Source organism: uncultured Polaribacter sp. (genome assembly GCF_947497695.1).
Classification (GTDB): Bacteria; Bacteroidota; Bacteroidia; order Flavobacteriales; family Flavobacteriaceae; genus Polaribacter.
The window spans coordinates 256,479-271,215 of record NZ_CANMHM010000003.1; the positions used below are offsets into that span (position 1 = coordinate 256,479).

Sequence of the window (14,737 nt, forward strand, 5' to 3'; positions counted from 1 at the left end):
TAATTCTATTTTAATTTTTAATTAGCAATTGGTGCTTCCATACAATGTTCTGGAATTCCAAATCCATCTACTAAAACGCCAATATGAGGTCTTAATTCTGTAGAAAGTCTTTCTACACGCTGTCTTATTGCTTTTGATTTGGTACCACTAATATATCCTTGCTCTAAATACCAAGTAGCATCTTTACGTAATTCATGCAAGGCATATAAATTGCCTATTTTTTGGAATAATTTCTTATTTTTTTCATCTTTAATAGTATTTGTAAAATCTACAAAAGTACTGTAAGCCAATTCTATACTGTAGGCTTTTCCTAATGCTAACAAATGAGTTTGCACCTTTAAAAAAGCTTGATAAGAAGGGATTCCTTTTTTAACATAATCTCTAATTCTCATAGCAACTGTATCGGTTAATCTTCTAGTTCTAAAATTGAAAGCATGTTTATGGAACTTAGCATTATATAAATGTTCTGAATCTGTATTATTTGTGTATGCAGGATTAATTGTATTGAATTTATCTCCAATTCTTGCACCCAATAATTTAAGAACTGCTGTAAAACCAGCACTATTAAATTCAGATTTAAAATCTGATAAAACACCCTTTGCTGCTAATTGCAACAATACATGGTTATCGCCTTCAAATGTGGTAAATATATCAACATCTCCCTTTAAATCTGCAATTTGATTTTCTAATAAATACCCTTTTCCTCCACAAGCTTCTCTACACTCTTGTATGGTATCATTTGCAAACCAAGTAATCATAGCTTTAAGGCCAGCTACTTGAGTTTCTATTTTTCGTTTGTCTAACAAATTTTTATCACTATACACTTTCATTATATGTGATAAAGTAACATCATACACATAACAACTTGCAATTGCTGGTGTTAAACGCAATTGATGGCTTGGATAATCCATCAATAAATCTTCTTGTATTTTTATACTATCATTAAATTGTCTTCTTTTTAAAGCATGTTTAACTGCAATTGCCAATGCTTTTTTTGCACCTCCAAGTCCTGCTCTTGCCACACAAATTCTACCACCAACCAAAGTACCTAACATGGTAAAAAAACGTTTGCTTGGGTTTTCTATATCAGAGTGATATTTTCCATCAGAAGTAATATCTCCATATTTATTTAATAAATTTTCTCTAGGTACTTGTACTTGATGAAACCAAATTTTACCATTATCTACACCATTTAAACCTAATTTATAGCCATTATCTTCAATGGTTACACCTGGCATTAAATTATGATTTTTATCTCTAATATTTACTAATATAGCATGCACTCCATGGTTTTTTCCATCAACAATTAATTGAGCAAATACAGAAGCCATGGTTGAGTGTAAGGCATTCCCAATATATTCTTTATTATCATTTTTTCCAGGCGTATGAATAATAATACTATCTGTTTCTTTATGATACGTTGCTGTTGTTTTAATACCTCTAACGTTAGACCCATGACCAGTTTCTGTCATTGCAAAGCAACCTAAAAGATTGGCTTTTCCTGTTTCAGATAAATACATGTCATGATGTTTTTTTGTGCCTAGTTTTTGAATACTACCTCCAAAAAGACCAAATTGCACACCAAATTTTATAGTTAAACTACCATCAACATACATCATGTTTTCAAAAATAGCTGCATAACCAATCATATCTTCTGTACCTCCATAAACTGCATCGTAAGACATTGCACCATAACCTTCTTTTGCTAAAAATTCGACTTGTTTTAATACGTGCTCTCTAAAAGATTCTTTGTCTCTTTTGATGTTCCAATTAAAAATTGGATTTTTTAAAACATGTCTAAATTCGTCAATAACAACAGATTTATTTCCTTTTAAAAGTTTGTCTATTTCGATGGCATTGTAAAAGTCTGAAGTAGCTTCTTTTATAATATCTATTTCAAATAAGTGATTGTAATGGTTTGGCTGAATTCCTAAATTAATTTCTATGTCTTTTAAATGCGGATTAAAAGGACATTCTGCAAAATGATGGCAAATCATTTTTTGACTAAAAGTAGCAAGGGGATAAGTATCACTTTCTACCAATTTTATTTGTGAATTAGAAATTACATTTTTCCAATGCTTAAATTCTTGGTTAGTTGGTGCATTTTTAACATCTAAACAAGCTAACAAGTATAAGTAGTCTTGCTTTTTTAAGGTATTATCTTGTTCGATTGCTTTTTTAACAACAGAAATTTCAGAATAAGATAATAAATCATCAGCCCAAATCACATAAAAGAAAGGGATGTATTGTAAAACGCCAGCAGTATATTTTTTTGTTTCCATAAAAATAAATTTACAAAATTTGTAAATAATTAAATTATAAAAATATCACAAAAAATAGGTTTGCTTAATTTTAGAAATCTAAACAATAATAATTAGTATTGGCCATGGCTATAAATTAGTAAAAAACATAAAAATAATTTAGCCAAATTCTTGTAAATCTATTCGCTATTTTAAACTAAAATAATCAATAAGTTTTAAGAGTTCTTTATCATTATTACTTTATACTTTAAACTATTTTTGTTAGTGTATAAATTATCAAACAATACCATTTTAACAATAAAAGAACAACTCATAATGTTATTATTTAAAAATTACTTTTGTATTGTTTGCTGTATTTTAATTAGTAGTTATAGCATCGCTCAGAAAAAAAACATCGAAATTGTAGGGCAATTAGTAGAGCAAGAAACTGCACAACCAGTTCCTTATGCAAGTGTTGTGTTGTATACTTTAGAAACAAAAAAAATTATTGCAGGGACAACTTCTAGTGATAATGGTAAATTTAATTTAAAAGCATCAAACCCTAATTTTTATTTAGAAATTAGTTTTATGGGTTTTAAAACAAAAACCATCACTAAATTTAATATTTTAAAAGGAAAAATAGATTTAGGAATCGTTCAACTTGAGGCAAATAATAAAACTTTAGAAGAAGTAATAGTTAGGAGTGAAGTTTCTAAAACTATTTTTAAGTTAGATAAACGTGTTTTTAATGTTGGTAAAGATATTAGTAGTACTGGTGCAAGTGCTCTAGAAGTGCTAAATAATGTACCTTCTGTAAATGTAGATATTGAAGGAGCTATTAGTCTTAGAGGAAGTGCTGGCGTGCAAATATTAATTAATGGAAAACCATCTGTTTTGGCAGACGAATCTAGCAACGCTCTAGGAACTATTACTGCAGATATGATTGAAAGTATTGAAATTATTACTAATCCTTCTGCAAAATATGAAGCTTCTGGAACCGCAGGAATTTTAAACATCATCTTAAAAAAAGAAGAAAAAAAGGGATGGAATGGTGCTGTATCTTTAAATACAGGTATACCAGACAATCATAGTATAGGTGTTAGTTTAAACAGAAGAACCGAAAATTTTAATTTATTTGCTCAATTAGGTGCTGGTCATCGATCTATACCTAGAGAAAGAGAATCTATTAACACAGATTTAGAAACCAATGAACGTCTTTTTAGTGATGGAATTGAATATAGAGATGAAACTTTTTACAATATAACATTGGGTACAGATTACCATATAAATGATTTAAATGTTTTAACATTATCTGGAAACTTTGCTTATGAAGTTGAAGGGCAACCCTCTGAAACTAATTTTAGAAGGTTTAATGCAGATAATCAATTGCTATCTAATTGGGTTAGAAATGAAGTTACAGATGCTACCAACCCAAAATATAGGTATGAATTGAATTATAAAAAACAATTTGAAAATAACGAAGAGCATAGTTTGCAACTGAGTGCATTAGGTAGTTTTTTTGGTAAAGATTTAAAATCTCAATTTACAAACACCACTGTTTTTGGAGCAGATAACAATAGAGACCAACAAACTGAAACACATTTTTTACAGGCAGATTATACTTTTAAAATAGATTATGTAAACCCAATTACAGAAAATTATACGCTAGAAACAGGTGCACAATATGTTATTAATGATGTTGGGAACAATTTTGAAGTGAGAGATTTTATAGATAATGCTTTTGTTGCAGATGAAAACTTAACCAATAATTTTGAGTTTGACCAAAAAGTACTAGGAGTTTATAGCACTTTAGCCTTTGAAAAAGAAAAATGGGGCGTAAAAGCAGGGCTTAGAGTAGAGCAAACCAATGTAAGTACACTTTTAACAACTACTATTGAAGGTAACGAAAAAGAGTTTACAAACTTATTTCCTTCTTTTAGTAGTTCTTACAAAATAGCAGAAAATTTTTCTTTACAAGCTAGTTATTCTAGGCGTATTTTTAGGCCAAGATTGTGGGATTTGAATCCATTTTTTAATATTAGAAATAATTTTAATATTAGAGTTGGTAACCCTAATTTACAACCAGAATTTACAGATTCTTATGAGTTTACTAGTATTTACAAAATTGGTAAAGCTTCTTTAAGTTCTAGCGTTTATCATAGATATACAGCAGAAGTTGTAGAACGTGTTGCTACTTTTGCTGATGATGTTACAACAACAACACCCCAAAATATTGGTACTAATGCAACCATTGGTTTTGAGACTAATGGTAAATATAGCTTAAATAATTGGTTAACATTTACAGGCGATTTTAATTTTAATTATTTTGATAGAATAGGCACATTTGAAACACAAGTTTTTGATTTTACAGGTAACCAATGGTCTTCTAGGTTAGGCTCTAAAATAGGTTTACCTGCAGATATTGATATTGAATTAACAGGGAATTACAGATCTGGTTTTAAAAATTTACAGGGAGATATAACTGGCTATGCTTTTTTAGACCTAGGAGTCAGAAAAAAAATATTTAAAGGAAAAGCCATTGTAAATATAGGTGTTAGAGATTTATTTGAATCTAGAATTTCAGAACAATTTGTTTCTCAACCAGCATTTGAAACCTATAGTTTTAGTCAACGTGGGCGTTTTATTACTTTAGGTATTAGTTATGGTTTTGGTAAAGGTGAAGCCATGACTTATTCTGGAGGAAGGAGAAGGTAATTTATCTTCAACGAATTAATAGTAAACACTTTAAGTGTTTTTAGTTAATTGATTACTTTACCCTTAATAAAAAAAGAAAAATATTTTTGTTGATGGTACTTAATGATAGCATAGTAGTGCTATTTGTCTATTTTTAGATGTAATAACTTTTATAAAACCAATACAATTGATAAATCAACTATTAGAAGAAGCAAAACAAGAACTTATAAACGGACATGTAAAAAAAAGACATCCGTTTCGTTATTTCGTTTTATCAACCTTAGAAAATGGCAAACCAAAACAACGCACAGTTGTGTTAAGAAAAACTTTGGCAGATTCTAGTTTGGTGTTTTTTACGGACGAAAGAACCCCAAAAGTAAAGGCAATTGAAAATAATGCAGCATTTAGTGCTTTGTTTTACGATGCTAAAAAATTGTTACAAATTAGAGTAGAAGGCAAAGCAGCAATTATTACAGATAAAGAGCAAATTGCTAGCTATTGGCACACAGTGCAACAAGCCTCTAAAAAAGATTACACCACAAATGTTGCTCCAGGAACGCCAACTAACAATCCAGACAATGTAGATTACAACCCAGATAAAAACTATTTTTGCCCCATAAAATTAGTCCCTAATTCTATTGAATACTTGCGTTTAAAGCGTCCAAATCATTTAAGAGCTTTGTTTACTAAAGTTGATAATGATTGGAGTGGGCAATTTTTAGTACCATAAACTGTTCGTTTTTATGCGGATATTTTAATTGGAAATAAAAGTATTAAATTTCATACAAAATGGCAGAAAAAATTAAAAAGTTACTTTAATTTTGTTTTCAAATACTTTTATAAAGCTTACAATTTGTTAGAGAAAAAACAACATCTACCACAGGAACAATTTACAGATATCGATTATTTTATTTACTGTTTAGAGGCAGTAAATGATGTAGAAGTGGTTACAATTACTAAGACACAAACAAGCTTAGAACATTTAACTATGCAATTTGGTGTGGCAAGTATTTACAAAACCTGCGATACTGTAGAAGGTTTAGAAGCTAGTTTAAATGCATTGGTTTTAGATGATCATCATTTTAAAGACTACGAAATTATTTATTTGGTAATTACAGGGGAAGCAAATAGTATTTGTTTGAATAATTATTACTACAGTCTGCAAGAAATTGCAGAAATTTTTGAAGGCAGATTAAAAGGAAAGATTCTACATTTTTCGAATATAAAAGTACTAGACTTAGATCAAGATGAAGCACAGTATTTTTTAGACATTACTGGTGCAAAAGCTATTTCTGGTTATGGCAATGAATTTAACGGAATTAGCAGTTTACAGCTAGATCAAGTATTTTTTAACTTGTTTAAAGAAGATGACAATATGTTTGAAGTTGTAGAAGAGCTGCACCAAAAACACTATGCACTTTGCAAATTGTTAGATTTTAGGTTGTATTATTAAGCACAAATCGTTATTGCGTTTCAATTTGTCATTATAAACAATAGTGAAATCATTTTTTAATTATTAAAACAACAAACAAAATAGCTTCATTATTTCTGATATTCATCAAAAGTGCCATCAGAATAAAAAACTACAATTCTTTGTATTGTTTTTCCATGACTTTCTGAGTTAGAATCAAAAATAGTTGGAGTAGAAGTAGGGTTGGTTTTAGTGCTTTTAGGAAAACTCCCAGTTCCATTTAACAGCCAATAGATATCTACATCATTAAATTCTGAAGTTACTTTTAGTATAAAATCTAAACTAGGTTTGTTTCTTCCAGAAAGAATATGAGAAATACTAGAGCGTTGCACACCTACTTTATCAGCAAATAAAGAGGCTGATAATTGATGAAATTCCATCACTTTTTTTAATCTAGATGTAAATTCGGTTATGTTTACCATTGTAATATTGCTTGTGTGTACAAATGTAAACCATATTAAAACAACATCAAAGGGTATTGCCTTAAAAGTTTATAAATCTAAATTTAAACATAAAGTATAAGTTTAATTAAACTTCTTAAAATGTTGAATTTGATTGTTTTAAAATAAATAAAACAAGTTTGTTTAATAGCGTCTGTATCTCAATAACAGTAAGTTTAGCTTTTAATATTTATAGTTTACAAAAGTAACATTTAAAACAAAACTACCGATTTACATTTGTAACATTATTGAAATTTACAATTGTAACACAAAAGCTTGATGACAATTGTAAACTGTAAAATTGAAAATAAATTGAGGTTTCAATTAGTAGTGATGCCTTAAATGATCTATTAAAAAAATGTAAAAAGTTTTCGAATTATAGTTGCATCCTATTTAATAAAATTAGAATGACGAATAGATTTCTGTTTCTTGCCCGTAACTTTTAAAATTTCTTTATTTTTGAAAAAATATTTTTAGTCATAATGAATACATTATCAGTCAATTTTTTAGAATCTATTTACAAAGCCGAAAAAGAAACTTCTTTGCATGGAAAATGGATTACTTATAAAGACATCGAAAAATTGTTTTCTAAATACGAATCTAAGTTTGTGGTTTCTCAAATTGGTTCATCCGAAGAAAATAGACCAATTATGCAATTAAAGATTGGTACAGGAGCTAAAAAAATACTGCTCTGGTCTCAAATGCATGGAAATGAAAGTACAGGTACAAAAGCCTTATTTGATCTTTTTAACTGTTTTTTAAATACATCAGAAACTACACTTACCAAAATAGTAAACGAATGTACGTTGGTTTTTATACCAATGCTAAATCCTGATGGAGCTCAAGTATTTACAAGGGTAAATGCAAATGATATTGATTTAAATAGAGATGCTGTAGATAGAGTTGCAAAGGAAAGCAAGCTTTTACGATCTGTTTTAGAAGATTTTAATCCGCAGTTTTGTTTTAATTTGCACGACCAAAGAACTATTTTTGGGGTAGAAGGTACTAAAAACCCTGCTACAATTTCTTTTTTAGCTCCTTCAGAAGAAATTACAAGGGCACTTACAAAAGGGAGAATTGCAACCATGGATGTGATTGTAAGTATGAATACAATGCTTCAAAATAGCATTCCTAATTTTGTTGGTAGATATACAGACGAATTTTACCCAACTGCAACAGGAGATAATTTTCAGAAATTGGGCTATAATACCATTTTGATAGAATCTGGTCATTACCCAAATGATTATAGCAGGGAAGAAGCTCGTAAATATACTTTTTTCTCAATATTACAAGGTTTGCATCACATTACAAATTCTACAATTTTCACTGAATATGAAGCGTATTTTGACATACCAAACAACGATAAGATTTTTTATGATGTAATTCATCGATATTCAGACTCTGCAAAAGATGTTGCTTATCAATTTGAAGATAAAATTATTGACAATAAATTTGTTTCAAAACTCAATAAAGTAGACGAATTTTCGCTAAAATCTAAGTTAGGACATTCAGAAATAAATTTCGACGATAATAAAATTTAAGTATTTATCATTTTAATACTTGTTTAATTAAATTAAATCCATAAATTTGCTTTGTAAATTGAATAATACGTAAAAATGAAAAAATTTATTTTAGATGAAATCGATCATCAAATACTAGATGTCCTAATAGAAAATGCTAGAACTCCATTTACTGATATTGCAAAGCAATTATTAGTTTCTGCAGGTACAATACACGTACGTGTTAAGAAAATGGAAGATGAAGGGATTATTCAAGGTTCTACACTAACATTAAATTATGAAAAAATGGGCTATTCTTTTATAGCACATGTTGGTGTTTATTTAGAAAAATCATCTATGACTCAAAGTGTTATAGCAGATTTAAAAAGCATACCTAATGTTACTGTAGCTTATGTAACTGCAGGCAAATATAATATTTTCTGTAAAGTTAGAGCAAAAGGAACTAATGATGCCAAAGATATTATTTACAGAATAGATGATATACCTGGAGTTAACAGAACAGAAACAATGATTGCTTTAGAAGAAAGCATCAATGACAAAAAGAGAATGATGCACGCAATTTTTAAGGAATTGTAGAATTACTTCTGCTTAGCTATTTTAATCCTTATCATTTTTGATAAGGATTTTTTCGTTGATTAGATAAGAAATTCATAAAAAAAAATAGTTTAAGTTTGATTGATTCTTAAAATTCATTATTTTTATTGTTTAATAATTTATAATGACTAATAAACAGATTATCTTAAAAAATAGACCTCAAGGAACACCAAATAGTGCTACTTGGCAATTAGAAAAAAATTCTATTCCAGAACTACAAGAAGGCGAAATTTTAATTCAGCAACATTATATTTCATTAGATCCTGCAATGCGTGGTTGGATGAATGATACCAAATCTTACATACCACCAGTTGCTTTAGATAGTGTTATGCGTGCAGGTTCTATTGGTAAAGTAATTCAAAACAAAAACAATCCTAACTTTCAAATTGGCGATTGTGTTTCTGGTTGGGGAGGCGTACAACAATTTGTTATTTCTAATGGAGAAGGATGTTTTAAAGTTGATGAAAAAATAGCACCTATGCCTGCTTTTTTAAGCACGTTAGGAATGCCAGGAATGACAGCTTATTTTGGTATTTTAGAGGTTGCTAAAATTAAAGATGGAGATATTGTTTTGGTTTCTGCAGCTGCAGGTGCAGTTGGTAGTATTGTAGGGCAAATTGCTAAAATTAAAGGTTGTACTGTAATTGGAATTGCAGGAGGAAAAGAAAAATGTGATTATATTATAAATGAATTAGGATTTGATGGTGCTATAGACTACAAATCAGAAAATATATATACAGCCTTAAAAAGAAAATGCCCAAAAGGTGTTGATGTATATTTTGATAATGTTGGAGGCGTTATTTTAGATGCTGCATTAAGCAAATTAAGAATGCATGCCACTGTTGTAATTTGTGGAGCAATTTCTCAATACAACAATAAGAAAAAAATAAATGGTCCCAGCAATTACTTGTCCTTATTGGTAACTCGTTCTACAATGAAAGGAATGGTTGTGATGGATTATACCAAAGATTTTGGAAAAGCAGCCAGACAAATGACAATTTGGATGCAAGAAGGGAAATTGAAATCTAGAGAAGATATTTACCAAGGAATCGAAAATTTTCAAGAAACCTATCATAGATTATTTTCAGGAGAAAAAAATGGAAAACTAATTTTAAAAGTTCTAGAATAGTGGAATTAGAACATTTTTTTCAATGTCCACATTGTTGGCAAGAAATTTCAATGATTTTAGATCAAAGTGTTGCTCAACAAACGTATATAGAAGATTGTGAAGTTTGTTGTAATCCTATAGAAATATCACCTATTTTTGAAGAAGGAGAGTTGATTGCTTTTTCATCTCAATCAATTGAGCAATAGGTGTTGTTACGCAAAGTTTTACAGATTTTTTTCACTGAGATTCACGAAGATTTTAAATATTTTCTCTGAGAATCTCAATGTTTTTTCTCTGCGAAAATCTGTGAAATCATCTAATCTAATGGATTTGTCCATTTAAACTTCTCAAAAGCAGCAATCCAATCATTAGAGAAAGGAGCTTTTAAAGTTAAATTTTCATTTAAAAAAGGATGTTTAAACGCTAATTTACCTGCATGTAAAAACATATTTTTCCATCCAAAATTTTCTTCAAACATTAGGTCGTGGTTTTTATCCCCATATTTTGTATCGCCAATTAAAGGATGACTAATTTTGTTACAATGTACTCTTAGTTGATGCATTCTACCAGTTTCTGGCAACATCGATACCAAACTATAGCGAGAAGAATCATAAGGTTTTACAGGGATATCAAGTACAATTTGTGCTAATGTTTTTAAGTGCGTTAAAGCTTCTTTATGTGTAGTAGCATCTCTTCCTTTTACAGGAGAATCAATAATTTTTGTATCTGGAGAAAAGCCACGAACCACACCAAAATACGTTTTCTCAATTTCTTTATTTGTAAATAATTCTTGAAACTTAGAAACAAACTGCGTTTCTTTTGCGAGGAGTATAATACCTGATGTTTTACGATCTAATCGATGAATCGGATAAAATTTACCTCCTAGTTGTTCATCCAATAGTTGTAACAGAGATTTTTCATCGGCAACATTTCTAGAGTGATGTGCATGATGCACCAATACATTATTAGGTTTAGAAACACAAATTATATATTCATCTTGGTAAATAATAGAAATTTCCATTACAACAATTACTTCAAGTTGATTAGAAGACGCTCTAACTCATATAAAGATGCTTTTTCTTTGATAATTTTACCTTCACCGTCTATTAAAATCATATAAGGAATTGCACGAACTCCATGCATTGAAGAAATTCTACCATAATCATCAAAAATATGATGCCAATCTAACATATTATCTTGTTCAATACCAGTTTTCCAGTCTTCCTTATTCTTATCTTCAGAAACGGTAACTACTGTAAAGCCTTTGTTTTTGTATTTCTTGTATAATTGCCTAATTTTAGGAGTCGCTTCTCTACAAGGAGTGCACCAACTTGCCCAGAAGTCTACTAAAGTGATTTTTTTTCCTTTAATAATTTCTTTTAAAGAAACTAAATCATTATTTAAACCATCTCCAGAAAAAAGAATTGCAGCTTTTCTTTCCACTTTTTTAACTTTGGCAACCTTTTTTACTTCAACAACAGGTTTTATAGCAACTACAGGTTTACTTTTAATTTTAGTAATTTCTTTGTCTAAAAGAACTATGAAAGGACTATTATCTGCAATTTTAGAATTACTTTTAATATTGTTAAGTTCCTTTAAGCTATAATTATTTGTTGATGAAAATAGGCTAGTAGACAGAATGTTATCTGCGTTGTCTATTAAATAATTGGTAGCCAGTTTCTTTTGTTGCGTATTTAATTTTTGAATAGATTTCTTTAATACATTAGAAGTAATTTTACCTAACACAAAGGCATCAACCAAAACTAATTTTTTAGAGTTTAATTGATCTTTTAAAGAATTAAAACGAACTTGTTTAGCGTTTAAAATCCCTCCAGAAATTGTTAGCATTTCATCATTTACAAAAACATTATACAAACTGTTTTCCAATACGATAGCGTGTGTTTTTTTTTGATCTTTTAATTGAAGGTTGTACATTTTAGGAGTTGCTAAATTACCTTTTATAAGAAAGCTATTTTCTACAACCTCAGAAGAATCTATTTTTACGTTATTGCTATCTAATAAATAGATTGTTGAAGAATTTGAGTTTGAAACATGACCATTAATTGTAAATGATTCAACATCAGTATTTTTTTTATTCTCTGAATTACAAGAGCTTAAAAGAATTAACCCAATACTTAGAGCAATCAATATTTTGTACATAAAAATAATTTTAAAGTTTGTAAATATATAAAAAAAAACGGGACGTAATAACACTAATTATTGCCTTATAATTGTAGTAAAATTCCCTTTCTTACTTAACTTTTTGATGAAATATTTAATTTAATTCGTCTATTTTTTTGTTTAAGATATATTGTTATAACTGTTAAAAGTAAAAACTTAAAAAACACCAATATCTTCTATTATAATAAATCCATAAAAAAAAGGCTACTTTTCAGTAACCTTCTCAATATTTTATATGCTGTAAATGCTATTCTCTACCAATTTCATTAATGGCTTCATTGTTACCAATTCCTTTTGGGTTTTCTCCCCATTTATTGGCACCATTTTCAGAATCTTTACAAGCAAAAACAAATAATATAAGTCCTCCTATATAAGGTATTAAAGTAATTAAATAAAACCAGCCACTTTTTCCTACATCATGTAACCTTCTAACAGATAATGCAAGTGATGGTATAAAAGTTGCTAATATGTAAATACCTAACCCAATAAATACAAAAGGATTTGGTTCTTCATTATTATAATTTTCTCCTCCTAATAAAACAAATGATAACAACATTATTGCTATGATAATAATTATATGAAAAAGAGTAAACATCCAATATTCTTTACGTCTTGCTCTGCCATTAAAATCTGCGTAATGTTCTTTTAATACTTTTAAATACCAATTCATATTTTTACTGTTTTTAGTTAATAAGTAGCTAATGTAATTAATTATTCTTTACCTATTTGACTGATGGCAGAATCATTGCCAATTCCTTTTGGGTTTTCTCCCCATTGGTTTGGTTTATGCTCACCTTCTGTAGCAAATAAAACAATCAACCAAATCCAACCAATAATTGGTATCAATATTAATAAATAATACCAACCACTTTTACCAACATCATGCAATCTTCTTACACAAACTGCAATTCCAGGAATCACAACTAATAAAGAATAGATCAATGAAATCATGCTAAAAACAGTCAACCCAAAAACCCAATCTAAACCAGATAAAGCATAAGAAATTATTGTATTTATCAGGGTAAACATCCAAAATTCTTGACGTCTTGCTCTGCCGTTAAAGTCTAAATAATGTTCTCTTAATACTTTTAAATACCAATTCATATTTTTACTGTTTTTAGTTAATTGATTAGAAACAAATATAGGTTAATAATTAAAAAAGTCCTCTTGATTTTAATTCTAAATACTTGTTAATGGTATCGCCTGTTAAGTTTTCAGGCTTTGTTAATACAGATTGTATTCCGTATTTTTTTAATTCTTTTACAATGCTTTTCTTTTCATACAGAAACTTTTCAGCAATAATACTGTCATAAACACTTAAAATATCATTATTTTTTGAATTGGTTAATGCTTCTAATTCAGTGTTTTTAAAAAAAACAACCAATACTAAATGGTTTTTTGCCAACGCTCTTAAATAAGGGAGCTGCCTTTTTAAACCATCCATTGTTTCAAAATTTGTGTATAAAATTAACAAACTTCTTTGTGTTATTTTACGTTTTACAACGGCATATAAAGTGCTAAAATCAGATTCTGAAAAATCTGTTTTTATATTGTGTAATGCTTCTGAAATTAAACTTATTTGCGAGTTTCTTTGTTCTGCAACTACCCAGTCTTCTAACTTTGTTGAAAAAGATAGCATGCCTGCTTTGTCTTGTTTTCTTAGGATGACATTGCTAATTGCCAAAGTAGCGTTAATAGCATAATCTAACAGACTTAAATTATTAAAATGCATTTGCATAGCACGTCCTTTATCGATAATAGCATACACAGGTTGTGATTTTTCTTCTACATATTGATTGATCATTAACTGATTTCTCTTAGCAGTTGCTTTCCAGTTTAAAGAACGAATATCATCGCCAGAAACATATTCTTTAATTTGCTCAAACTCTAAAGAATGTCCGATTCTTCTTACTTTTTTGGTTCCATAAGAAATAGCATCATTATTAAAAGCTTTAAAATCGAATTCTCTTAATTTTAAAAAGGATGGATAACATTTAATTTCTTTTTCTTGTCCTAAAACATACTTTTTTGTTGCTAATTGCAAGGGAGAAGATGCATATATATTGATATTACCAAATAAATAAACACCTCTTTCTGTTGGAGTTAAATTATAATGAATGGTTTTTTCTTCTTTGGTAGATAAAATGATGTCAAATATAAAATCTCTCTTTTGAAACTGAAACGGAATTTCTTCTATAATAGAAAGATGTGCATTAAAACCATACAAACTCTTTAATTGCATGGAAATTTTATTTGCATCTCCATTAGATAATCTTTCTGGTAAATATCTATTGACAGTAATTGCTTTTTTGGTGTTGTAGAGTATAAAAACATCTACCAAAACCAAAACAATCAAAATAAAAAGCAACACTTTAGAAATTTCAAAAAAAACAGGAATAAAAAAACCAACCACAAAAAGCAGTGCAATACTTCCTAAGTAATAGAAAAATCGGTTGTTTAAAAATAATGTGTTGTAGAAGTGTTTCAAA

At 28.9% G+C, this 14,737-nt stretch carries 14 protein-coding genes; 7 read left to right on the plus strand and 7 right to left on the minus strand.

Going from position 1 to position 14,737, the window contains the following annotated elements; translation table 11 throughout:
• Positions 1 to 17: 17 nt before the first annotated feature.
• A complete protein-coding gene (locus Q0731_RS05445; protein ID WP_299060965.1) occupies positions 18 to 2,282 on the minus strand; it encodes an acyl-CoA dehydrogenase in 2,265 nt (754 codons plus the stop codon).
• Between the two features lie 294 nt (positions 2,283 to 2,576).
• Between Q0731_RS05445 and Q0731_RS05450 the strand changes: the two genes are divergently transcribed.
• From Q0731_RS05450 to Q0731_RS05460, 3 genes are all read left to right on the plus strand, one after another.
• Positions 2,577 to 4,955, plus strand: a complete 2,379-nt coding sequence (locus Q0731_RS05450) for an outer membrane beta-barrel family protein (RefSeq protein ID WP_299060967.1) — start codon at positions 2,577 to 2,579, stop codon at positions 4,953 to 4,955.
• Between the two features lie 166 nt (positions 4,956 to 5,121).
• Positions 5,122 to 5,664: a pyridoxamine 5'-phosphate oxidase family protein gene (locus tag Q0731_RS05455; RefSeq protein WP_299060969.1), complete on the plus strand. Its 543-nt coding sequence runs from the start codon at positions 5,122 to 5,124 to the stop codon at positions 5,662 to 5,664.
• Positions 5,665 to 5,787: 123 nt separating this feature from the next.
• On the plus strand, positions 5,788 to 6,387 hold the full coding sequence (locus Q0731_RS05460) for a DUF6642 family protein (RefSeq protein WP_299060971.1): 600 nt from the start codon (positions 5,788 to 5,790) through the stop codon (positions 6,385 to 6,387).
• A gap of 89 nt (positions 6,388 to 6,476) precedes the next feature.
• On the opposite strand, the gene Q0731_RS05465 is transcribed toward Q0731_RS05460, so the two are convergent.
• The gene (locus Q0731_RS05465) at positions 6,477 to 6,827 is read right to left on the minus strand and encodes a helix-turn-helix transcriptional regulator (protein WP_299060973.1); all 351 of its coding nucleotides are present in this window, start codon (positions 6,825 to 6,827) and stop codon (positions 6,477 to 6,479) included.
• A 500-nt stretch (positions 6,828 to 7,327) separates the two neighbouring features.
• Between Q0731_RS05465 and Q0731_RS05470 the strand changes: the two genes are divergently transcribed.
• From Q0731_RS05470 to Q0731_RS05485, 4 genes are all read left to right on the plus strand, one after another.
• Positions 7,328 to 8,386, plus strand: coding sequence for a M14 family zinc carboxypeptidase (locus tag Q0731_RS05470; RefSeq protein ID WP_299060975.1), 1,059 nt, complete (start codon positions 7,328 to 7,330; stop codon positions 8,384 to 8,386).
• Between the two features lie 75 nt (positions 8,387 to 8,461).
• On the plus strand, positions 8,462 to 8,941 hold the full coding sequence (locus Q0731_RS05475) for a winged helix-turn-helix transcriptional regulator (protein ID WP_299060978.1): 480 nt from the start codon (positions 8,462 to 8,464) through the stop codon (positions 8,939 to 8,941).
• A 142-nt stretch (positions 8,942 to 9,083) separates the two neighbouring features.
• The gene (locus Q0731_RS05480) at positions 9,084 to 10,088 is read left to right on the plus strand and encodes an NADP-dependent oxidoreductase (RefSeq protein ID WP_299060980.1); all 1,005 of its coding nucleotides are present in this window, start codon (positions 9,084 to 9,086) and stop codon (positions 10,086 to 10,088) included.
• Positions 10,088 to 10,273 carry a CPXCG motif-containing cysteine-rich protein gene (locus Q0731_RS05485; protein ID WP_299060982.1) on the plus strand — a complete coding sequence of 62 codons (186 nt, stop codon included), beginning with the start codon at positions 10,088 to 10,090 and terminating at the stop codon, positions 10,271 to 10,273. The genes Q0731_RS05480 and Q0731_RS05485 overlap by 1 nt, the downstream gene beginning before the upstream one ends.
• 110 nt (positions 10,274 to 10,383) lie before the next feature.
• On the opposite strand, the gene Q0731_RS05490 is transcribed toward Q0731_RS05485, so the two are convergent.
• The 5 genes from Q0731_RS05490 to Q0731_RS05510 form a co-directional block, all read right to left on the minus strand.
• Positions 10,384 to 11,088 (minus strand): pseudouridine synthase, encoded by a 705-nt coding sequence (locus Q0731_RS05490; protein WP_299060984.1) that lies wholly within the window; start codon positions 11,086 to 11,088, stop codon positions 10,384 to 10,386.
• Between the two features lie 8 nt (positions 11,089 to 11,096).
• Positions 11,097 to 12,227: a TlpA disulfide reductase family protein gene (locus Q0731_RS05495; RefSeq protein ID WP_299060987.1), complete on the minus strand. Its 1,131-nt coding sequence runs from the start codon at positions 12,225 to 12,227 to the stop codon at positions 11,097 to 11,099.
• Positions 12,228 to 12,495: 268 nt separating this feature from the next.
• A complete protein-coding gene (locus Q0731_RS05500; RefSeq protein ID WP_299060990.1) occupies positions 12,496 to 12,918 on the minus strand; it encodes a DUF805 domain-containing protein in 423 nt (140 codons plus the stop codon).
• 41 nt (positions 12,919 to 12,959) lie between these two features.
• Entirely contained in the window at positions 12,960 to 13,352 is a 393-nt protein-coding gene (locus Q0731_RS05505) for a DUF805 domain-containing protein (protein WP_299060993.1), read from the minus strand.
• 49 nt (positions 13,353 to 13,401) lie between these two features.
• The gene (locus Q0731_RS05510; RefSeq protein WP_299060996.1) at positions 13,402 to 14,736 is read right to left on the minus strand and encodes a DUF58 domain-containing protein; all 1,335 of its coding nucleotides are present in this window, start codon (positions 14,734 to 14,736) and stop codon (positions 13,402 to 13,404) included.
• Between the last annotated feature and the right edge of the window lies 1 nt (position 14,737).